The sequence below is a fragment of the Bacillus sp. FSL W8-1127 genome, assembly GCF_038006725.1.
GTDB lineage: Bacteria > Bacillota > Bacilli > Bacillales > DSM-4216 > Bacillus_O > Bacillus_O smithii.
In genome coordinates, this window is record NZ_JBBOVU010000001.1 from 157,690 (window position 1) to 177,827 (window position 20,138).

The 20,138-nt window shown below is 44.2% G+C and carries 18 protein-coding genes, 10 tRNA genes and 3 rRNA genes; 28 read left to right on the plus strand and 3 right to left on the minus strand.

Going from position 1 to position 20,138, the window contains the following annotated elements:
• Positions 1-184: 184 nt before the first annotated feature.
• From NST12_RS00825 to NST12_RS00865, 9 genes are all read left to right on the plus strand, one after another.
• Entirely contained in the window at positions 185-1,027 is an 843-nt protein-coding gene (locus NST12_RS00825) for an energy-coupling factor ABC transporter ATP-binding protein (RefSeq protein ID WP_327797719.1), read from the plus strand.
• Positions 1,003-1,872 (plus strand): energy-coupling factor ABC transporter ATP-binding protein, encoded by an 870-nt coding sequence (locus NST12_RS00830; RefSeq protein WP_327797720.1) that lies wholly within the window; start codon positions 1,003-1,005, stop codon positions 1,870-1,872. The genes NST12_RS00825 and NST12_RS00830 overlap by 25 nt, the downstream gene beginning before the upstream one ends.
• Positions 1,869-2,666, plus strand: coding sequence for an energy-coupling factor transporter transmembrane component T family protein (locus NST12_RS00835; protein WP_341027708.1), 798 nt, complete (start codon positions 1,869-1,871; stop codon positions 2,664-2,666). Before NST12_RS00830 ends, NST12_RS00835 begins: the two co-directional genes overlap by 4 nt.
• A gap of 14 nt (positions 2,667-2,680) precedes the next feature.
• Entirely contained in the window at positions 2,681-3,424 is a 744-nt protein-coding gene (truA, locus tag NST12_RS00840; protein WP_327797722.1) for a tRNA pseudouridine(38-40) synthase TruA, read from the plus strand.
• 150 nt (positions 3,425-3,574) lie between these two features.
• Positions 3,575-4,012, plus strand: coding sequence for a 50S ribosomal protein L13 (gene rplM, locus NST12_RS00845; RefSeq protein WP_003354746.1), 438 nt, complete (start codon positions 3,575-3,577; stop codon positions 4,010-4,012).
• A 21-nt stretch (positions 4,013-4,033) separates the two neighbouring features.
• Positions 4,034-4,426: a 30S ribosomal protein S9 gene (rpsI, locus tag NST12_RS00850; protein WP_003354745.1), complete on the plus strand. Its 393-nt coding sequence runs from the start codon at positions 4,034-4,036 to the stop codon at positions 4,424-4,426.
• Between the two features lie 168 nt (positions 4,427-4,594).
• A complete protein-coding gene (locus tag NST12_RS00855) occupies positions 4,595-5,044 on the plus strand; it encodes a DUF2521 family protein (protein WP_048622385.1) in 450 nt (149 codons plus the stop codon).
• 90 nt (positions 5,045-5,134) lie between these two features.
• Positions 5,135-5,830, plus strand: coding sequence for an N-acetylmuramoyl-L-alanine amidase CwlD (gene cwlD / locus NST12_RS00860; RefSeq protein WP_341027714.1), 696 nt, complete (start codon positions 5,135-5,137; stop codon positions 5,828-5,830).
• A gap of 210 nt (positions 5,831-6,040) precedes the next feature.
• Complete coding sequence (locus tag NST12_RS00865; protein WP_327797726.1) at positions 6,041-7,102, plus strand: Mrp/NBP35 family ATP-binding protein; 1,062 nt, start codon at positions 6,041-6,043, stop codon at positions 7,100-7,102.
• 36 nt (positions 7,103-7,138) lie between these two features.
• On the opposite strand, the gene gerD is transcribed toward NST12_RS00865, so the two are convergent.
• Complete coding sequence (gene gerD / locus NST12_RS00870; protein ID WP_048622388.1) at positions 7,139-7,735, minus strand: spore germination lipoprotein GerD; 597 nt, start codon at positions 7,733-7,735, stop codon at positions 7,139-7,141.
• A gap of 146 nt (positions 7,736-7,881) precedes the next feature.
• Between gerD and NST12_RS00875 the strand changes: the two genes are divergently transcribed.
• Positions 7,882-8,559, plus strand: coding sequence for a KinB-signaling pathway activation protein (locus tag NST12_RS00875; protein ID WP_341027720.1), 678 nt, complete (start codon positions 7,882-7,884; stop codon positions 8,557-8,559).
• Between the two features lie 294 nt (positions 8,560-8,853).
• Here NST12_RS00875 and pdaB read toward each other — a convergent pair whose 3' ends face one another.
• The gene (pdaB, locus tag NST12_RS00880; RefSeq protein ID WP_048622390.1) at positions 8,854-9,603 is read right to left on the minus strand and encodes a polysaccharide deacetylase family sporulation protein PdaB; all 750 of its coding nucleotides are present in this window, start codon (positions 9,601-9,603) and stop codon (positions 8,854-8,856) included.
• A 119-nt stretch (positions 9,604-9,722) separates the two neighbouring features.
• On the opposite strand from pdaB, the gene NST12_RS00885 reads away from it, so the two are divergent.
• The 14 genes from NST12_RS00885 to NST12_RS00950 all read left to right on the plus strand — a co-directional run bounded on the left by NST12_RS00885 (position 9,723) and on the right by NST12_RS00950 (position 15,969).
• Positions 9,723-9,953 (plus strand): hypothetical protein, encoded by a 231-nt coding sequence (locus NST12_RS00885; RefSeq protein ID WP_003354735.1) that lies wholly within the window; start codon positions 9,723-9,725, stop codon positions 9,951-9,953.
• 224 nt (positions 9,954-10,177) lie between these two features.
• Positions 10,178-11,732, plus strand: a 16S ribosomal RNA gene (locus NST12_RS00890).
• Positions 11,733-11,867: 135 nt separating this feature from the next.
• A 23S ribosomal RNA gene (locus NST12_RS00895) occupies positions 11,868-14,800 on the plus strand.
• Between the two features lie 124 nt (positions 14,801-14,924).
• Positions 14,925-15,040: ribosomal RNA gene (rrf, locus tag NST12_RS00900) — 5S ribosomal RNA — on the plus strand.
• Together the 16S, 23S and 5S rRNA genes with 10 tRNA genes alongside form the textbook arrangement of a ribosomal RNA operon.
• A gap of 8 nt (positions 15,041-15,048) precedes the next feature.
• Positions 15,049-15,123: transfer RNA gene (locus tag NST12_RS00905), tRNA-Asn, on the plus strand.
• A gap of 1 nt (position 15,124) precedes the next feature.
• A tRNA-Thr gene (locus NST12_RS00910) sits at positions 15,125-15,197 on the plus strand.
• Between the two features lie 16 nt (positions 15,198-15,213).
• Positions 15,214-15,285: transfer RNA gene (locus NST12_RS00915), tRNA-Glu, on the plus strand.
• Positions 15,286-15,293: 8 nt separating this feature from the next.
• A tRNA-Val gene (locus NST12_RS00920) sits at positions 15,294-15,369 on the plus strand.
• Positions 15,370-15,380: 11 nt separating this feature from the next.
• Positions 15,381-15,456, plus strand: a tRNA-Thr gene (locus NST12_RS00925).
• 5 nt (positions 15,457-15,461) lie between these two features.
• Positions 15,462-15,546: transfer RNA gene (locus tag NST12_RS00930), tRNA-Tyr, on the plus strand.
• A gap of 56 nt (positions 15,547-15,602) precedes the next feature.
• Positions 15,603-15,677, plus strand: a tRNA-Gln gene (locus NST12_RS00935).
• 43 nt (positions 15,678-15,720) lie between these two features.
• Positions 15,721-15,793, plus strand: a tRNA-Lys gene (locus NST12_RS00940).
• 13 nt (positions 15,794-15,806) lie between these two features.
• Positions 15,807-15,878, plus strand: a tRNA-Gly gene (locus tag NST12_RS00945).
• An 18-nt stretch (positions 15,879-15,896) separates the two neighbouring features.
• Positions 15,897-15,969: transfer RNA gene (locus NST12_RS00950), tRNA-Ala, on the plus strand.
• A 356-nt stretch (positions 15,970-16,325) separates the two neighbouring features.
• Here the strand turns inward: NST12_RS00950 and NST12_RS00955 are convergent.
• Positions 16,326-16,487, minus strand: a complete 162-nt coding sequence (locus NST12_RS00955) for an aspartyl-phosphate phosphatase Spo0E family protein (protein ID WP_081473101.1) — start codon at positions 16,485-16,487, stop codon at positions 16,326-16,328.
• Between the two features lie 165 nt (positions 16,488-16,652).
• Here NST12_RS00955 and sigW point away from each other — a divergent pair, with 165 nt between their 5' ends.
• The 4 genes from sigW to NST12_RS00975 all read left to right on the plus strand — a co-directional run bounded on the left by sigW (position 16,653) and on the right by NST12_RS00975 (position 20,134).
• Positions 16,653-17,216 carry an RNA polymerase sigma factor SigW gene (sigW, locus tag NST12_RS00960; RefSeq protein ID WP_270584141.1) on the plus strand — a complete coding sequence of 188 codons (564 nt, stop codon included), beginning with the start codon at positions 16,653-16,655 and terminating at the stop codon, positions 17,214-17,216.
• 19 nt (positions 17,217-17,235) lie between these two features.
• Complete coding sequence (locus NST12_RS00965) at positions 17,236-17,838, plus strand: anti-sigma factor family protein (RefSeq protein ID WP_048622393.1); 603 nt, start codon at positions 17,236-17,238, stop codon at positions 17,836-17,838.
• 141 nt (positions 17,839-17,979) lie between these two features.
• Entirely contained in the window at positions 17,980-18,822 is an 843-nt protein-coding gene (gene cdaA, locus NST12_RS00970; protein ID WP_048622394.1) for a diadenylate cyclase CdaA, read from the plus strand.
• Positions 18,815-20,134, plus strand: a complete 1,320-nt coding sequence (locus tag NST12_RS00975) for a CdaR family protein (protein ID WP_341100035.1) — start codon at positions 18,815-18,817, stop codon at positions 20,132-20,134. Before cdaA ends, NST12_RS00975 begins: the two co-directional genes overlap by 8 nt.
• Positions 20,135-20,138: the final 4 nt, after the last annotated feature.

Consider the following 20,138-nt stretch of genomic DNA (forward strand, 5'->3'; position numbering starts at 1 on the left):
TGAGGGCGCTTTTCGTCTCTTTAGAATCGTGTTAAATGAACCAAATATCTACCTTGGGCGCGCCAGCTTTTTATGGCACGTTTTAATGATGTCGATATGTGTCCGACTTTTGCTTCATCGTTTTGTCAAACTGTGGTATAAAGGAAAAGAAAGCAGGGACGGGTTCGTTTAGGGGGGATTCGAATTGAAAAGAGAAATAGTTGTTCAGATTGAGCACGTATTTTTTCGTTATCCTGAACAACCGAGATATGCTCTTGAAGACGTAAGTCTATCGATCGTGAAAGGGGAATGGCTGGCGATCGTCGGCCATAACGGATCCGGGAAATCTACTTTGGCCAAATTACTAAACGGTCTTCATTTTCCTGAAAAAGGGAAAATTGTGGTGGGCGACATTTTGTTAGGGGAAGAAACCGTTTGGGACATTCGCAAAAAAGTGGGGATGGTGTTTCAAAATCCTGACAATCAATTTGTAGGTACAACGGTGGAAGATGATGTCGCGTTCGGTTTAGAAAATAATGGTGTAGATCATGATGAAATGGTCATAAGAGTGCAAGAATCCTTGGAGAAAGTAGGAATGAGCGCTTTTGCCAGACAAGAACCGCATCATCTTTCTGGAGGGCAAAAACAGCGTGTGGCGATTGCCGGCGTTCTGGCGTTAAGACCGGATATTATTCTCCTAGACGAGGCTACATCTATGCTGGATCCCCGTGGCAGAGAAGAAGTTTTGGCTACGGTAAGAGAATTGAAGGAGGATCGCAATCTCACCGTTGTGTCGATTACACATGACTTGGAAGAAGCGGCAAAAGCGGATCGTGTGATCATTTTAAATAAAGGAAAGGTTTATAAAGAGGGAACTCCTGAGGAAATTTTTCAAATGGACGAAGAGCTGATAGCGCTCGGTCTTGATATCCCCTTTTCGGTCAGAATGAGCAAAGAGCTACGTTCACGGGGACTTCATATTCCCCAAAATCATTTGACAGAAGATGAGTTGGTGAATGATTTATGGACATTAAACTTCAACATGTAGAATATCGATATTCGGCCGGAACTCCATTTGAACGTTTTGCGCTCAAGGATGTTTCATTTGATATACCGGAAGGGACATTTCTTGCTGTCATCGGCCATACCGGTTCCGGGAAATCAACTCTTTTGCAGCATTTAAATGCTCTTTTGCAACCGACAAGCGGGCAAGTAAAAATAGGGGAGAACGTGATTGAGGCAGGCAAAAAAAATAAGAATTTAAAACCGATAAGGCAAAAAGTAGGGATTGTCTTTCAATTTCCGGAACACCAATTGTTTGAGGAAACCGTTGAAAAAGATATTTGTTACGGACCGATCAATTTTGGAGTGCCGGAAGAAGAGGCGAAACGGCGAGCGCGTCTGGCAGCTAAGAAAGTAGGGCTGCCGGAGGATGTACTGCAGAAATCTCCATTTGACCTGTCAGGCGGCCAAATGAGAAGAGTGGCGATTGCTGGCGTACTGGCGATGGAACCGGAAGTGCTCGTTCTTGATGAACCGACCGCCGGTTTGGATCCGCGGGGAAGGCGGGAAATCATGGATCTCTTTTACAAGCTTCACCAAGAGAAAAAAATGACAACCATTTTAGTCACCCACAGTATGGAAGATGCTGCCTTATATGCTGATGAAATCGTCATTATGCATCAAGGAAAACTGGCCAGAAAAGGAAAGCCAGAAGAGATCTTTTCTTCCCCCGAGGAATTGTTTGGCTTAGGATTAAACGTGCCTGATGTTGTGAAGTTTCAATACATGTTTGAAAAAAAATCAGGAATCCGTTTAGGAAAAACGTGTTTATCCGTTCAAGAATTAGCTGATGAGTTGGAGCGGTTGTACAAGCGGGGTGGTCAGCCATGATGGAAAAGATGATTTTTGGACGCTATGTACCGGGAGATTCCATTGTACATAGGCTGGATCCGCGCTCAAAACTTGTCTTTGTGATTGCTTTTGTGTGTATTGTGTTTTTGGCCAATAATATGGCGACCTATGGCATTTTAACCGCATTTACGGTTTTCCTTATCTTTTTGTCCCGCATTCCGTTTCGTTTTTTGCTGGCGGGGTTGAAGCCGATTTTATGGTTGATCTTGTTTACGTTTTTACTTCAACTCTTTTTTACAAGAGAAGGGCCTCTCGTTTTTCAGCTGGGATTTATCAAATTTTATCAAGTGGGAATCCAGCAGGGAGTTTTTATCTCGTTGCGCTTTTTCATTCTGGTGTTGGTCACATCTTTATTGACGCTGACGACGACACCAATTTCGATTACGGACGGGCTGGAAAGCCTTCTTGGACCGTTTAAAAAAATCAAGCTTCCTGTCCACGAACTGGCGTTGATGATCTCGATAGCACTGCGGTTCATCCCTACTCTTATGGATGAGACAGAAAAAATTATGAAGGCGCAGACGGCTAGAGGAACTGATTTTTCCGGAGGGCCACTTAAAGAAAGGATCAGAGCGGTTGTACCGCTATTAATTCCGCTGTTTGTCAGTTCTTTTAAACGTGCGGAAGATCTTGCCGTGGCCATGGAGGTGCGAGGCTATAAAGGCGGAGAAGGACGTACCAAATATCGTCTGTTGACTTGGAAACTTCGCGATACTTTTGTTCTTGTGATCATCGTTATTTTTGCTGTGGTGCTATGGCTATTAAGAAGCTAGACGGAGTGTCCTATATGGTTAGAATGAAATGTGTGATTTCGTATGATGGTTCAGGCTTTGCCGGTTATCAAATTCAACCGGCTAAAAGAACGGTCCAATCGGAAATAGAATCAGCATTAAAGGTCCTACATAAAGGAGAAGCAGTAAAAGTGACAGCATCGGGTCGGACCGATGCTGGCGTTCACGCTCGCGGTCAAGTGATCCATTTTGATACGTCCCTTCCGATTCCGGAAACAAAGTGGGTGCAAGTGTTAAATAGCATTTTTCCTGAAGATATTGCAGCCATTCAAGTAGAAGCGGTCGACGATGCCTTTCATGCGCGCTTTTCTGCAACGGGCAAAGAATACCGCTATCGACTGTATACCACTCCCCACCGCGATCCTTTAAAGAGGTTTTATGCCTATCATTTCCCTCATTCATTAAATATAGAGGCGATGGAAGAGGCAGCTCGTTATTTAACGGGAACGCACGATTTTACGAGCTTCTGTTCAGCTAAGACGGAGGTCAAGGATAAAGTACGAACCATCCGCAAAATAGCGATTGTCCAAGAAGGGGAGGAGATTGTTTTTCAGCTGGTCGGAAACGGTTTTTTGTACAATATGGTCAGGATTATCGTCGGCACTCTTTTGGAATGTGGGACAGGAAAACGATCTCCAGAGGAAATCCCTGAAATCTTAGAAGCGAAGGATAGATCGAAAGCCGGGAAAACCGTTCCGCCAGAGGGACTGTATTTGTGGAACGTATTCTATGACAACTAATCCAGGCGTAACATTTTCTTGACATTGCTTTTAGAAACCTTTATCATAGATACGGTATGTTATTTAGCCCCACGATAAGCCCCGGAAACTTATTCGTGTTTTTAAATAAATCATATGAAACGACTTTGATTATATGGGAGGGTAAAAAACATGCGTACGACGTATATGGCGAAAGCAAATGAAATCGAACGTAAATGGTACGTTGTAGACGCCGAAGGCCAAACTTTGGGACGTCTTGCAAGTGAAGTAGCATCTATTTTGCGCGGTAAGCATAAACCAACTTACACACCGAATGTTGATACTGGTGACCACGTAATTATTATTAATGCGGAAAAAATTGAATTAACTGGCAAAAAATTAACGGACAAAATTTATTATCGCCACTCTCAACATCCAGGCGGATTAAAAGCTCGTACAGCTTTAGAAATGCGGACGAACTATCCTGAGAAAATGCTTGAATTAGCCGTTAAAGGAATGCTTCCAAAAGGCTCCCTTGGACGTCAAATGTTTAAAAAATTGCATGTCTATGCTGGTCCGGAACATCCACATCAAGCGCAAAAACCGGAAAATTATGAACTTCGCGGATAATTGAAAGAGGAGGGTATTAATTTGGCACAAGTTCAATATTACGGAACAGGTCGTCGTAAAAGCTCAGTTGCTCGCGTTCGTTTAGTTCCTGGCGATGGACGTATCGTCATTAACGGCCGCGATGTTGAAAATTATATTCCATTTGCAGCTTTACGTGAAGTGATTAAACAACCTTTAGTGATTACAGAAACGCTTGGAAATTATGATGTATTAGTAAACGTAAAAGGCGGCGGTTATACTGGTCAAGCAGGCGCTATTCGCCACGGAATCGCTCGTGCGCTGCTTCAAGCTGATCCGGAATATCGTCAACCACTAAAACGTGCAGGACTCTTGACTCGCGATGCACGCATGAAAGAACGTAAGAAGTATGGTCTCAAAGGCGCTCGTCGTGCACCACAATTCTCAAAACGTTAATTGTACGTATCAAAGGCTCTCAATCTTTATGGTTGGGGGTCTTTTTTATTTAGAAGAAATTGTATTCACTCTAGATGGCAGTAATGATCCTCCCTTCTACGCCAAGATAACAAGCATCGTATAGTTTCTTTTTTTTGTCGAAAAATAGGACAAAGGAGGATTCTATCGATGACTGTTATTACTTCCTTTACAGAACGATTGCGAAAAAAGGAAATTCAACTTGAACGAAGTCTGTTAAAGGAACTTTCTATCCAAAATTTGCAAAACAGCATTCGAATGTACTTTGGCACGATCCATCTTTTTGGAAATGTTTTGATGGATGATCCGGGATTTGAGGATGCTTGTTTCGATGTGGGGATCGAATCCTACTTATTAGGAGGAAGGTACAGCAAATTTGGATTTTATGGTGAAGACACCAATGTGGTGAAAAATAGATGTCAGCATGAAATCGAGTATTTGACGGATACGTTATATCATTTTTGGCTGTATTGGTGGAAAATCGGCGTGGCTGATAACGTCGATGAATCCACTTTCTACAATTGCAGCCAGTTTGTTGATTACTGGTGGAATGAAGGATACTCCCAGGGAAAGAAACGGTTAAAACTTCGGCTTCATTAACTCGGTCATAGAAAATGGCCTTCGAGTTGGTCTAAAATCCCCCCTTGTCCCATATGTTAAAAAGTAGAGAGAACAAGGAGGGGGCGCTCTATGCACCGGAGATTAAAGTGGGGAGTTTATATATTAGGCTGTGTGCTCATTTTTTTAATAATCCAGTTTAAATTTTTAGAAAACCACTCATGGAAACCTTGGAATTTGCCGTTATCAGGAAAAATCATTTATTTGGATCCTGGGCATGGCGGTCCCGACGGCGGCGCTACAAAAGACGGTACGCAGGAAAAAGACATTGCTTTAAATGTAGCCAAAAAGGTGAGAGATTATTTACAACAGCAGGGAGCGCTCGTCGTGCTGACACGAGAAAAGGATAAGGACTTAGCAAACCAAGACACGAGCGGACTAAGCCGACGCAAAACAGAAGATTTGAAAAAAAGACTGGATCTCATTAATAAATCGGATGCCGACCTTTTTATAAGCATTCATTTAAATTCTATCCCTTCCCCGCAATGGAGAGGAGCCCAGACGTTTTTTTCCCCGCATTATAAAGAAAATCAAAAAGTCGCAAAATTAATCCAAGACGAACTAGTTTTAAACTTGGAAAACACCAATCGTTTAGCGAAAGCCATTGACCATGTATATATTTTAAGATATGCGAAAAAACCAGGAGCTTTAGTGGAAATCGGCTTTTTATCCAATCAAGAAGAAAGAGAACAATTAAAAACGGATGACTATCAGGAAAAGGTGGCAGCATCCATTTATAAAGGAGTTTTAAGATATTTTACCGAATAGCCGGAGGGGGGAGAATCCAATGGCTTTTTATTTTGACCTTTCTGCTTTCCACTTAGAGAATCATAAAGCGAAGGCGGCGATAATTGCGGATGGTGGAAAGTACATTAAGGTAAACGGCCATACGGGAAGATAGACATAGTAGCGAAGTTTTATGGATTGTCTGAATATATGCTATACTATTGAAAAGGAATGAAAAGGAAGGTGTAGAGCGTGATTAGCGAACAAGAAGTGCGGGAGTTACTAAAAAAGGTGCAAGATCCATTTTTACATAAAACGTTGGAAGAGACCAATGGAATTATGGAAGTCAAAATAAAAGAAGAAAAGAAACATGTAAGTGTGAAGTTGGCTATTTCCAAAACGGGAACCTCTGAACAATTACAGCTCCAAATGGAAATTGTCAATCTACTGAAAAATGCCGGGGCAGAAACGGTTGGGATTCGCTTTGCGGAACTCCCGAAAGAGGTGCTGGAAAAATTCAAAGGGCAAGCAGGGGATTCCGGACATGATTTGCTTTCTCCTTCTAGTAAAACGGAGTTCATTGCCATCGCGAGCGGTAAAGGGGGAGTAGGTAAGTCCACGGTATCGGTTAATTTAGCCGTTGCGCTGGCCCGCCTCGGCAAAAAGGTCGGACTTGTTGATGCCGATATTTATGGATTTAGTGTTCCGGATATGATGGGGATCACTCATCGCCCGCTCGTCAAAGGCAATAAGATTATACCTGTGGAGCGATTTGGGGTCAAAGTCATTTCAATGGGATTCTTTGTAGAGGATAATGCGCCTGTCATTTGGCGGGGGCCGATGCTAGGGAAAATGCTCAACAACTTCTTTAAAGAAGTGGAGTGGGGAGAACTGGATTATTTGATTTTGGATTTACCTCCGGGAACAGGAGATGTGGCATTGGATGTTCATACGATGATTCCACACAGTAAAGAAATTATCGTATCGACTCCTCATCCGACAGCAGCCTTTGTAGCGGCCAGAGCGGGAGCAATGGCTTTAAGGACCGAGCATGAAATACTTGGTGTCATTGAGAACATGTCTTACTTTGAAAGTAAAAAAACAGGCGAAAGAGAATATATTTTCGGCAAAGGCGGCGGCGAAAAGCTGGCCGAAGAATTGCAAACCGATCTTTTTGGCCAAATTCCGCTTCAACAGCCTGACTGGAATGAAGCAGATTTTGCTCCGTCAGTCTATTCAGAAGATCATCCGATCGGAAAAATTTACATGGATATTGCAAAGAAAGTGGATCAAAAACTGGTCAGCCAAAATTAAGCGAGAAAAGCCGGCAACTTCGGGGCCGGCTTTTTTCTATGGACTAAACTTTTGGCCGCCGCTCGTTGTTTGGTTTTGCTGATCGTTTTTGCCGCTGAGCTGATCATTAGCTTCTTTCACCAGCAAATCCGCTACTTTCTTTTTATATAAAGGGCTCTCAAACGTCTCGAGCATGATTTTTTGAAGGTGTTGTCTGAAATCTTTGCTTTTTAAAAGCTTCATGACTTCTTGTTCATAGGACGGATCTTTTAAAATATCCAGCATCATCGTTTGGTACTCAGGGTCTTTCATTAAACTTTTTAATAACTTTTCGTTTTCTGTTTTTACGCCATTCGCAAAAGAATTTGAAAAGTTAGGGTCTTGAAAAGACTTTTCCCAAAATTTTTTGCCTTTTTCCGATGTTAGTGTTTGTTCGATCGTTTTTGTGATTTCCGGTTGCTCCATTATTAAATTTTTATTCAAATCTTTATCTTTCAATACCTCTTTTATGGCTTTTTTGCCGTCATCGGTTTTCAATATGTCAATGACCATTCTTTTCGTCTCATCATAATTCATGCGGCTGCTAATTTGTTCATCGCCAGAACAGGCCGTTAATAAAAAAAATACGAGAAGAAGAGGCCGTACAATTCTCATGAAAAAAAGCTCCTTTCTAAGAACTTTCTTATCGTTAGGATAATCTAAGGGCCAAAATTTATTCTTTGGGAAGGATTTATCAACTGGATTTTTTGCTCCTCTGTTGGTAAAATCAATACAATACTGGAAAAATGGGGGAACTCGGCGTGACGATTCGAAATTGGGTTCGTTTTTTTATACATACGCTGTTTATTGGGGGAATAACGGGCGGAATTATGGGGTTTATAATTCGTTGGGATGAGTTTGCTCCTTTGTTTCAAAAAGGGGATGTTCTTAACATTTTCTCGGTATTTATATGGCTTGTCGGTGTAGGATTCACGTTTAGTGTTATCAGCCAAATGGGGTATTTTGCCTATTTGACCATTCATCAATTCGGACTGCGCATGTTTCGTTCCAATTCTCTTTGGAATGCTGTTCAAATGATTTTAGTGGCGTTTGTATTGTTTGATTTGGTGTATTTTCGCTTTCAAGCTTTTGCGGATAAAGGAGAATCACTTATCCCTTATTTTGGATTGGCGGCTTTTTTATTGTCCTTTGCGATTGTGGTCGCTTGGATCAAAACAAAACAATCCAATAAAAAAATGTTTGCTTCTGCTCTCTTTTTTATGGTAGTGGCCACCGTTCTGGAATGGCTGCCGGTTTTAACGGTGAATGAAAAAAGCTGGCTGTATTTAATGCTGTTTGCTCTCCTGTTCTGCAATGCTTACCAGCTTCTTATGCTGCCTAAATACATTGAGAGATCCCAAGAAGAGATCTCCCGAAAAAAGAAGGCTATCGTCTATCCGCCAAATGAAAAAAATCACCCTGCCGCAAAAGGGAAATAGTGAATTTTCTTAAAATAAAAAGAACGAGCGGATGTTTACTGTCGTTTGTTCGTAGCACTGATAAAAAGGAATGGCTTCCTTTTGGATGAAGGAAGCCAAACCTGTCGTTTACCCGCAAATGCCATATGTATATTCGGAGCTTTTTCCAATGCTCCCGCTAATTTTTAAAGTCTAATGAATGCTGTTCATGTTTTTTCCTCTTTCTCTTTTCTTTTCAGCGGTTCTGTTTATTCTCCTGTTTTATTTCTATTATCTTCCGATTTCAGACAGTTTGTTGAAGGTGCTAATGAAGAATTAAGGGATTAATGTAGTATCGACATTGCCGTTTGCAATCATTTCCGAAATGGTCACAAATTTTCCTTTATGCTGAAGTGTCTTGAGGATTAAAGGCAAAGCTTTTTTGGTTTGTTTAGCGGAATCGGAAGCATGAAGCAAAATGATATCACCGTTTTTCGCCTTTGAAACATTTTTGACAATATGATCTACTCCAGGATTTTTCCAATCTTCAGAGTTAACGCTCCAATGAACAATCGTGAATCCGAATTGATCGGCTGTTTTAATCACTCTCTTGTCGAAGTGGCCGGTCGGTGTACGGAATAAATGAACATTTTTCAACTGAAGTTTTTTAAATGTTTCTTTCGTTTTTAAAAATTCCTTTTTCAATTCTTCATCTTCCAAGGCGGTATAATCTTTGTAACTGTAACCTAACATTCCAATTTCGTATCCATGATCGGCTATTTTTTTGACTAAATCGGGATGTCTTTCTGCCCAAGAACCCGAAAGAAAAAAAGTGGCCGCCTTCACTTTGTTTTTAATTAAGGTATTGATAATCGGCTCTGCTCTTTCATCTCCCCAGCCGATATCAAACGTTAAAGCAATTCCTTTTTCGCCTCTGTAGATCGCTTGAGGACCTTCTTTTCCCGCCAAAACAGGAATATGGAGTATATTTTGAGTAAACAATAATAATGCAGTAAAAAATGAAATAATAACAATCAATAATGTTTGTTTCACTCTTTTATCCTTTATCACATACCAAAAATTCATTTTCGGCCCTCCACTAGACAAGTCTTTGCTTCTATTTGTATGACGGCCTTGCAAACGTTAGAACCAGTTCCCGGGTTTTTTCGCAGCGCATGAGACACTTATCAAAAGGAGTGACCTACATGATCGGAATACTAATAAATGAAAAGGAAAAAGAAGAGATCTATTATTTGTTGAAAAGGGAAATGGACGAAATTCTGTTTGATCTTAATGATCACAGAATTGATCATGTTGTGAAAAGGGCGATGAAGGAGAGGTATAACATTTTATTCAATTTATTTAAGAGAGTTGCGAGTCATCATGAATGTATGAAATATTTAAGAGTAGGAAAAAGAACCAAAAGCAGAGAATAAATTTTTTTAAAAAAAGATGTTGACACTCCATCATTATGCTGATATATTATTACTTGTCCTTGATGGACAGCATTAAACAAGAAAAAGTTATTGACATTCCCTTAGTGGGATGTTATAATAGAAAAGTCGCTCGTTAAAAACAGGCGGCAGACATGGATCCTTGAAAACTGAACAAAACGAAGCGTAAACCAATGTTTCAATCGAAACAAGCCAAGTCAAATTTCTTTTTGGAGAGTTTGATCCTGGCTCAGGACGAACGCTGGCGGCGTGCCTAATACATGCAAGTCGAGCGGACTTTCAAGAAGCTTGCTTTTTGAAAGTTAGCGGCGGACGGGTGAGTAACACGTGGGCAACCTGCCTGCAAGACGGGGATAACTCCGGGAAACCGGGGCTAATACCGGATAATATCTTCCTTCGCATGAAGGAAGGTTGAAAGGCGGCGCAAGCTGCCGCTTGCAGATGGGCCCGCGGCGCATTAGCTAGTTGGTGAGGTAACGGCTCACCAAGGCGACGATGCGTAGCCGACCTGAGAGGGTGATCGGCCACACTGGGACTGAGACACGGCCCAGACTCCTACGGGAGGCAGCAGTAGGGAATCTTCCGCAATGGACGAAAGTCTGACGGAGCAACGCCGCGTGAGCGAAGAAGGTCTTCGGATCGTAAAGCTCTGTTGTCAGGGAAGAACAAGTACCGTTCGAACAGGGCGGTACCTTGACGGTACCTGACCAGAAAGCCACGGCTAACTACGTGCCAGCAGCCGCGGTAATACGTAGGTGGCAAGCGTTGTCCGGAATTATTGGGCGTAAAGCGCGCGCAGGCGGTCTCTTAAGTCTGATGTGAAAGCCCACGGCTCAACCGTGGAGGGTCATTGGAAACTGGGAGACTTGAGTGCAGAAGAGGAGAGCGGAATTCCACGTGTAGCGGTGAAATGCGTAGAGATGTGGAGGAACACCAGTGGCGAAGGCGGCTCTCTGGTCTGTAACTGACGCTGAGGCGCGAAAGCGTGGGGAGCGAACAGGATTAGATACCCTGGTAGTCCACGCCGTAAACGATGAGTGCTAAGTGTTAGAGGGCTTCCACCCTTTAGTGCTGCAGCTAACGCATTAAGCACTCCGCCTGGGGAGTACGGCCGCAAGGCTGAAACTCAAAGGAATTGACGGGGGCCCGCACAAGCGGTGGAGCATGTGGTTTAATTCGAAGCAACGCGAAGAACCTTACCAGGTCTTGACATCCTTCGCTACCTCTAGAGATAGAGGGTTCCCCTTCGGGGGACGGAGTGACAGGTGGTGCATGGTTGTCGTCAGCTCGTGTCGTGAGATGTTGGGTTAAGTCCCGCAACGAGCGCAACCCTTGACCTTAGTTGCCAGCATTCAGTTGGGCACTCTAAGGTGACTGCCGGTGACAAACCGGAGGAAGGTGGGGATGACGTCAAATCATCATGCCCCTTATGACCTGGGCTACACACGTGCTACAATGGATGGTACAAAGGGTCGCGAAACCGCGAGGTGGAGCTAATCCCAAAAAACCATTCTCAGTTCGGATTGCAGGCTGCAACTCGCCTGCATGAAGCCGGAATCGCTAGTAATCGCGGATCAGCATGCCGCGGTGAATACGTTCCCGGGCCTTGTACACACCGCCCGTCACACCACGAGAGTTTGCAACACCCGAAGTCGGTGAGGTAACCCTTACGGGAGCCAGCCGCCGAAGGTGGGGCAGATGATTGGGGTGAAGTCGTAACAAGGTAGCCGTATCGGAAGGTGCGGCTGGATCACCTCCTTTCTAAGGATATTCTTAAGTACGCTTTCGTTTTGTTCAGTTTTGAAGGATTTCATCCTTCCAAGTTGTTCCTTGAAAACTAGATAGAAAAAAGAAGCAGCATAAACCGAGTATCGCCATCTAGGATAAAACCAACATGGTTAAGTTAGAAAGGGCGCACGGTGGATGCCTTGGCACTAGGAGCCGATGAAGGACGGGACTAACTCCGAAAAGCTCCGGGGAGCTGTACGTAAGCGTTGATCCGGAGATTTCCGAATGGGGAAACCCGCTGCCCGTAATGGGGCAGCATCCTTGCCTGAATCCATAGGGTAAGGAAGGCAACCCGGGGAACTGAAACATCTAAGTACCCGGAGGAAGAGAAAGCAACAGCGATTCCCTGAGTAGCGGCGAGCGAAACGGGAACAGCCCAAACCAGAAGGCTTGCCTTCTGGGGTTGTAGGACACCAATCGTGGAGTTACAAAGGAACGAGGTAGACGAAGAGGTCTGGAAAGGCCCGTCAGAGAAGGTAACAACCCTGTAGTCGAAACTTCGTTCCCTCCCTGGTGGATCCTGAGTACGGCGGGACACGAGGAATCCCGTCGGAAGCTGGGAGGACCATCTCCCAAGGCTAAATACTCCCTAGTGACCGATAGTGAACCAGTACCGTGAGGGAAAGGTGAAAAGCACCCCGGGAGGGGAGTGAAAGAGAACCTGAAACCGTGTGCCTACAAGTAGTCAGAGCCCGTTTACGGGTGATGGCGTGCCTTTTGTAGAATGAACCGGCGAGTTGCGATCTCATGCGAGGTTAAGTCGGAAAGACGGAGCCGCAGCGAAAGCGAGTCTGAACAGGGCGCATGAGTATGGGGTCGCAGACCCGAAACCAGGTGATCTACCCATGTCCAGGGTGAAGGTGAGGTAACACTTACTGGAGGCCCGAACCCACGCACGTTGAAAAGTGCGGGGATGAGGTGTGGGTAGGGGTGAAATTCCAATCGAACTTGGAGATAGCTGGTTCTCTCCGAAATAGCTTTAGGGCTAGCCTCAAGGAAAGAGTCTTGGAGGTAGAGCACTGTTTGGACTAGGGGCCCTCATCGGGTTACCGAATTCAGACAAACTCCGAATGCCAGCGACTTATCCTTGGGAGTCAGACTGCGAGTGATAAGATCCGTGGTCAAAAGGGAAACAGCCCAGACCGCCAGCTAAGGTCCCAAAGTATACGTTAAGTGGAAAAGGATGTGGAATTGCTTAGACAACCAGGATGTTGGCTTAGAAGCAGCCACCATTTAAAGAGTGCGTAATAGCTCACTGGTCGAGTGATTCTGCGCCGAAAATGTACCGGGGCTAAACGTATCACCGAAGCTGCGGGTGGACACCTTCGGGTGTCCGCGGTAGGAGAGCGTTCTAAGGGCAGAGAAGCCAGACCGGAAGGACTGGTGGAGCGCTTAGAAGTGAGAATGCCGGTATGAGTAGCGAAAGAAGGGTGAGAATCCCTTCCACCGAATGCCTAAGGTTTCCTGAGGAAGGCTCGTCCTCTCAGGGTTAGTCGGGACCTAAGCCGAGGCCGACAGGCGTAGGCGATGGACAACAGGTTGATATTCCTGTACCACCTCTTTTCCGTTTGAGCGATGGGGGGACGCAGGAGGATAGGGTAAGCGCACTGCTGGATGTGCGTCCAAGCAGTAAGAGGGGCAGCGAGGCAAATCCCGTTGCCACTAACCTCAAGCTGTGACGGCGAGGGAAATATAGTACCGAAGTTCCTGATTCCACACTGCCAAGAAAAGCCTCTAGCGAGGAAAAAGGTGCCCGTACCGCAAACCGACACAGGTAGGCGAGGAGAGAATCCTAAGGTGTGCGAGAGAACTCTCGTTAAGGAACTCGGCAAAATGACCCCGTAACTTCGGGAGAAGGGGTGCTTTTTGGGGTGCATAGCCCCGAGAAGCCGCAGTGAATAGGCCCAGGCGACTGTTTAGCAAAAACACAGGTCTCTGCGAAGCCGTAAGGCGAAGTATAGGGGCTGACGCCTGCCCGGTGCTGGAAGGTTAAGGGGAGCGCTTAAAGCTTTGCTTGAAGGTGCGAACCGAAGCCCCAGTAAACGGCGGCCGTAACTATAACGGTCCTAAGGTAGCGAAATTCCTTGTCAGGTAAGTTCTGACCCGCACGAAAGGCGTAACGATCTGGGCACTGTCTCAACGAGAGACTCGGTGAAATTATAGTACCTGTGAAGATGCAGGTTACCCGCGACAGGACGGAAAGACCCCGTGGAGCTTTACTGCAGCCTGATATTGAATTTTGGTACAGCTTGTACAGGATAGGTAGGAGCCTGAGAGACATGAGCGCCAGCTTGTGTGGAGGCGCCGGTGGGATACTACCCTGGCTGTACTGAAATTCTAACCCGCACCCCTGATCGGGGTGGGAGACAGTGTCAGGTGGGCAGTTTGACTGGGGCGGTCGCCTCCTAAAAGGTAACGGAGGCGCCCAAAGGTTCCCTCAGAATGGTTGGAAATCATTCGCAGAGTGCAAAGGCAGAAGGGAGCTTGACTGCGAGACCTACAAGTCGAGCAGGGACGAAAGTCGGGCTTAGTGATCCGGTGGTTCCGTATGGAAGGGCCATCGCTCAACGGATAAAAGCTACCCCGGGGATAACAGGCTTATCTCCCCCAAGAGTCCACATCGACGGGGAGGTTTGGCACCTCGATGTCGGCTCATCGCATCCTGGGGCTGTAGTCGGTCCCAAGGGTTGGGCTGTTCGCCCATTAAAGCGGTACGCGAGCTGGGTTCAGAACGTCGTGAGACAGTTCGGTCCCTATCCGTCGCGGGCGCAGGAAATTTGAGAGGAGCTGTCCTTAGTACGAGAGGACCGGGATGGACGCACCGCTGGTGTACCAGTTGTCTCGCCAGAGGCATCGCTGGGTAGCTATGTGCGGAAGGGATAAGTGCTGAAAGCATCTAAGCATGAAGCCCCCCTCAAGATGAGATTTCCCATTTCTTCGGAAAGTAAGATCCCTGAAAGATGATCAGGTAGATAGGTCCGAGGTGGAAGCGTGGTGACACGTGGAGCTGACGGATACTAATCGATCGAGGACTTAACCAAAAGAAAGCGCGAAATCGGTGAAACTGCTTCTTCTATCTAGTTTTGAAGGAATAATTTTTTCCTAAATATCCATTTGTTATTGCAATCTGCATAATTTATGTTATAATATTACCTGTCTTGAACGTCTGGTGACAATGGCGAAGAGGTCACACCCGTTCCCATCCCGAACACGGAAGTTAAGCTCTTCAGCGCCGATGGTAGTGAGGGGATTCCCCTTGCGAGAGTAGGACGTCGCCAGGCGATATCGTTCCGCAGTAGCTCAGTGGTAGAGCAATCGGCTGTTAACCGATCGGTCGTAGGTTCGAATCCTACCTGCGGAGCCATGCTTCCATAGCTCAGCAGGTAGAGCACTTCCATGGTAAGGAAGAGGTCACCGGTTCGAGCCCGGTTGGAAGCTTTCCTGTGATTTTTTTGGCCCGTTGGTCAAGTGGTTAAGACACCGCCCTTTCACGGCGGTAACACGGGTTCGAATCCCGTACGGGTCATCCTCAATGGAGGTTTAGCTCAGCTGGGAGAGCACTTGCCTTACAAGCAAGGGGTCGGCGGTTCGATCCCGTCAACCTCCACCATACTTAAACAAGCCGGCTTAGCTCAATTGGTAGAGCAACTGACTTGTAATCAGTAGGTTGTGGGTTCAAGTCCTACAGCCGGCACCAGCAGCGGAGGGGTAGCGAAGTGGCTAAACGCGGCGGACTGTAAATCCGCTCCCTCAGGGTTCGGCGGTTCGAATCCGTCCCCCTCCACCATTTAATTTTGAATAGTTTTTGTATCGTTGGATATCCTAATAATGTTCATTCATCATTGGGCTATAGCCAAGCGGTAAGGCAACGGACTTTGACTCCGTCATGCGCTGGTTCGAATCCAGCTAGCCCAGCCATTATTGTTGATCCTTTTGAAGGATTTTTTTATTGTTTTTTGATGAGCCATTAGCTCAGTAGGTAGAGCATCTGACTTTTAATCAGAGGGTCGGAGGTTCGAATCCTCCATGGCTCATTTTTTTGTATTTGCGGAAGTAGTTTAGTGGTAGAACACCACCTTCCCAAGGTGGGGGTCGCGGGTTCGAGTCCCGTCTTCCGCTCTATTTGCCGGAAGATATGGGGCCTTAGCTCAGCTGGGAGAGTGCCTGCATCGCACGCAGGAGGTCAGCGGTTCGATCCCGCTAGGCTCCATTTTCAGTTCAGATAGGAAGCTTACGTTTTTTGCCTTAAACCGTTAGGTTTGAGGCTTTTTCTATTTGGATCAGCTCTAGATACATTATCATTTGATTCTTAATTTAAGTAGGAAGAAAATGTTTCTAATTTTAAGACAAAATAATGATATTCTTGATTTTAATCTAATAGACTTTCGTTTGGACGAACTTTCGCATTGCGGATGTTGTTTACAAACAAAATTGTTCGAAGAGTGGGAAAGATTCTGCTGTACTTGAAATTCAAAAAATCTCTTCAAAATATAAAGCGGCCATAGCAGCGGCTGCATTTATGTCCATTTCATAGACAGCAGCCTCCTGCTTACGAGGTTGCTGCGATTATTTTGGACTTTGAGATTCATACAGATTCAAAAGCTGATCCAGCTTTACACTTAATGCAAGCACTTCATCATTTGCAAAAGAAGTTTTCATTGCCTGGGAAATCATTTCAACTCGGCAGTTTTCAATTTGAAGAAGCAAGTCATGTTCTGTTGTTGACATTGTCTATCACCGCTTTTGCTGATTTTTATTATTATCATATCCGTTTTCAAAAATGTGCAAACTTGATTAGGTCAATATTTGTTATGATGGAAGAGAAGATTTTTGAAACTTTCTTTTTCGTTGATTCGTATTTATATATTGCCGCTGGAGCGGGGGTACAAGTGAATGGATGTTTTTATTAGAAAAAAAATAAGGCAAGTGCTTAAGGGCGATCAGAACGCATTTGGAGAGATTGTGGAAATTTATAAAGATAAAGTGTATCAGCTTTGTTATCGGATGCTGGGAAATCGGCATGAGGCAGAAGATGTAGCACAAGAAGCGTTTTTACGTGCTTATCTCAACATTCGACGGTATGATGAAAATCGAAAATTTTCAACCTGGCTGTATCGAATTACGACCAATCTTTGCATTGATCGAATAAGAAAGAAAAAACCGGACTACCATTTAGATGCAGATATAGAAGGATCTGAAAATTTAACGCTGTATTCGCAAATTGCTTCATCCAGCCACCTGCCGGAGCAAGAAGTAGAACATATGGAATTACAAGAGTCGATTCAGCAAGCGATTTTAAAGCTTCCTGAAAAATACAGAGCGGTCATAATATTAAAATACATGGAAGAATTATCTGTCGAAGAAATCGCAGGAATATTGGATATGCCGGTTGGGACGGTAAAAACAAGATTACATAGGGGCCGAGAAGCTCTTCGAAAACATTTGCGCAAATTATAGCGAGGGGATGAGCTACAAGATGAACGCAGACTGCCAAAAAGAAATAACGCGCTATATGCATGAGTATTTAGATGGTGAACTGCCAAAAGAACAAGTTGTCAAACTAAGGGAACATTTGGAGCAATGCCAAGATTGCCATCAGCATTTTCAAGAATTGAAACAGTCTATTATGTTTGTGAGGGGTCTTTCCAATAGCGTGAAAGCTCCTGAGCATTTTACCGAAAATGTTTTATCTCTGTTGCCAAAAGAAAAAAGAACGATAAAACTGCAGAGATGGTTCCATCTCCATCCATTTTTGACTGCTTGCGCTATATTTTTTGTGTTTATGATGGGGTCGTTTGTCGCTTTATGGGAGCAAGATCAACAGTTTTCATTTACGAAGCAGCCCAATCTTGTTGTGAAAGGAAATACGGTCATTGTTCCAAAAGGGAAAACAGTGAAGGGAGATCTTGTTGTTCGGAACGGAGACATCCGAATTGAGGGAGAAGTGGATGGGGATGTTACGGTCATTAATGGTGAAAAATACATGGCGTCTGCCGGAAAAGTGACCGGGAATATAGAAGAGATTCATCAGATGTTTGAATGGCTTTGGTTTCATATGAAAGAATTGGTAGCGCAGTGAAAGGCATCTTAAGCTCTTAAAATAATTCCAATCTTGTCCCATTGTTTGATTTAAGTTCGATGTCTGAAGTATGATATAATAAATTCATTGGAAAGAGGCCCCTATACGGCTATTTTTCATTACATTATTGGAGGATGTAATATGCCGTTTTTAAGGAATTTTGATAATTTTTCAATACTGGATTATTTATCCAATATTATAGATATTTTGCTTGTTTGGTTTGTCATTTACAAAATACTGACCCTTATACGTGGAACAAAAGCTGTTCAGCTGCTGAAAGGAATTTTCGTCATTATCATTGTTCGAGGTTTCAGCGGCGTCCTTGGCTTTCATACTTTAAGTTGGATGATGGAACAGGCTTTGACATGGGGTTTTTTAGCCGTCATCATCATTTTTCAACCGGAACTCAGGCGAGCGCTGGAACAGCTGGGGCGGGGAAGATTCTTTTCGCGCCGCAGTTTAGCACAAGAAGATGAAGAGCAAATGCATCTCATTGAATCCATGGCCAAAGCGGTGAACTATATGGCTAAGCGTAGAATTGGCGCGCTCATTTCCATAGAAAGGGAAACGGGGATGACCGATTATATTGAAACGGGGATCCCTTTAAATTCTAAAGTATCCTCCGAATTATTGATTAACATTTTTATCCCTAATACACCACTACATGACGGGGCGGTCATTATCCAAAAAAATCAAATTGCAGCTGCTGCTTGTTACCTGCCGTTGTCTGAAAGTCCCTTTATCTCTAAAGAGTTAGGAACTAGACACAGGGCTGCCCTCGGTATCAGCGAAGTGACCGATAGTTTAACCATCGTGGTATCAGAGGAGACAGGCTCCGTTTCAGTCACGAAAAATGGAGAGCTGCATCGAGATCTATCTGCAGAAGACTTCCAACAACTTTTGGAAAAAGAACTGCTCCTGGGAAAATCGAAACATGGATCCTCGACTCTGTGGAGCTGGAGGGGAAAACGAAAAAATGGATAGATGGATTGAAAGCCCTTGGGTATTGAGAATTTTAGCGCTGTTTTTGGCAATATTATTATATATGTCAGTTAACGTGGAAGAAGTGGATTTGAAGAAAAAAACGGAAAATGTTCCTAACGATAATGTTGCGACGATAGAAGATGTGCCGGTGGATGTATATTACGATTCGGATAATCTTGTGGTATCCGGAGTCCCACAAACAGTAAGTGTAACGATCGAGGGTCCAAAAAGCATTGTACAGTCCACAAAAGCGCTGAAAGATTTTAAAGTGTATGTGGATCTATCCAATCTAGGGGTAGGGACTCATGATGTTCCTATAAAATATGACAATATATCGAATCAATTAAAAGTGAAAATTGAACCTGCTTATGCAGAGGTTTCCATTCAAGAAAAAGTGACAAAAGAATTTAAAGTGGGAGCGGAAATCAGCGATGGCATGCTGGGGAACGGCTACCAAGTGGATAGTTTGTCTGTCAGTCCTAAAACAGTGGAAATCACCGGGGCTAAAGACGTAATTAATCAAATTGCGTATGTGAAAGCAACCCTTGACAGCGATGAGCTGATCGATGGTGAATTTACAGGAAAAGCAAGGGTGCGTGTACTGGACAGCGAGTTGAATAAATTGGATGTAGCTGTCGATCCCGAGACGGTGGAAGTAACAGTAAAAGTCAAAAATCCAAATAAAAAAGTGCCTGTGTCTGTAAAAGAAATAGGGAATCCTCCGGAAGGCGTGAGCATTAAGGATATTGACATAGATCCAAAAGAAGTAACCGTCTACGGCAAAGAATCGGCGTTGGATAAATTAAATAATGTGGAAATCAATATAGATTTAAGTAAAATAAAAAGGGATACGGTAAAAGAGGTTCCAATTCATTTGAAAGAAGGCTTGAATTATGTTTCGCCTCAAAAAGTAAAAATTGTCGTTTCAGTGGATAAAAGAACCAAGCCAAAAGAGGACGAGAACGGAACTGCTGAGATTACGCCTGATGACAATCAAACTCAAACAAACGACACGAATTCACCGAATTCCGTCATAACCAAAACGATTGCTGATATCCCGATCGAAACTCGAGGGTTAAGCGATGATTACGTTCTTGATTCGATGTCTCCCTCAACTGTAAATGCGGAGGTAACCGGGGAAGAGAGCGTCGTCGACAAATTGAGCAAAGACGATTTTTCCCTGTTCATAGACCTTTCCGGTTTGACAGTGGGGGAACATCAGCTAAAGATTGAAGGAGACGGACCCAACAATACAGATTGGAAACTATCGGATGATCAAGTAAACGTTCAATTATCGGTAAAAAAACGTTAGTATA

Coding starts and splice junctions, on each gene's coding strand:
- NST12_RS00830 (WP_327797720.1), top strand. CDS start 1,003: ATGGACATTAAACTTCAACATGTAGAATATCGATATTCGGCCGGAACT.
- NST12_RS00835 (WP_341027708.1), top strand. CDS start 1,869: ATGATGGAAAAGATGATTTTTGGACGCTATGTACCGGGAGATTCCATT.
- truA (WP_327797722.1), top strand. CDS start 2,681: ATGGTTAGAATGAAATGTGTGATTTCGTATGATGGTTCAGGCTTTGCC.
- rplM (WP_003354746.1), top strand. CDS start 3,575: ATGCGTACGACGTATATGGCGAAAGCAAATGAAATCGAACGTAAATGG.
- NST12_RS00855 (WP_048622385.1), top strand. CDS start 4,595: ATGACTGTTATTACTTCCTTTACAGAACGATTGCGAAAAAAGGAAATT.
- cwlD (WP_341027714.1), top strand. CDS start 5,135: ATGCACCGGAGATTAAAGTGGGGAGTTTATATATTAGGCTGTGTGCTC.
- gerD (WP_048622388.1), bottom strand. CDS start 7,735: ATGAGAATTGTACGGCCTCTTCTTCTCGTATTTTTTTTATTAACGGCC.
- pdaB (WP_048622390.1), bottom strand. CDS start 9,603: ATGAATTTTTGGTATGTGATAAAGGATAAAAGAGTGAAACAAACATTA.
- NST12_RS00885 (WP_003354735.1), top strand. CDS start 9,723: ATGATCGGAATACTAATAAATGAAAAGGAAAAAGAAGAGATCTATTAT.
- NST12_RS00955 (WP_081473101.1), bottom strand. CDS start 16,487: ATGTCAACAACAGAACATGACTTGCTTCTTCAAATTGAAAACTGCCGA.
- sigW (WP_270584141.1), top strand. CDS start 16,653: ATGGATGTTTTTATTAGAAAAAAAATAAGGCAAGTGCTTAAGGGCGAT.
- NST12_RS00965 (WP_048622393.1), top strand. CDS start 17,236: ATGAACGCAGACTGCCAAAAAGAAATAACGCGCTATATGCATGAGTAT.
- cdaA (WP_048622394.1), top strand. CDS start 17,980: ATGCCGTTTTTAAGGAATTTTGATAATTTTTCAATACTGGATTATTTA.
- NST12_RS00975 (WP_341100035.1), top strand. CDS start 18,815: ATGGATAGATGGATTGAAAGCCCTTGGGTATTGAGAATTTTAGCGCTG.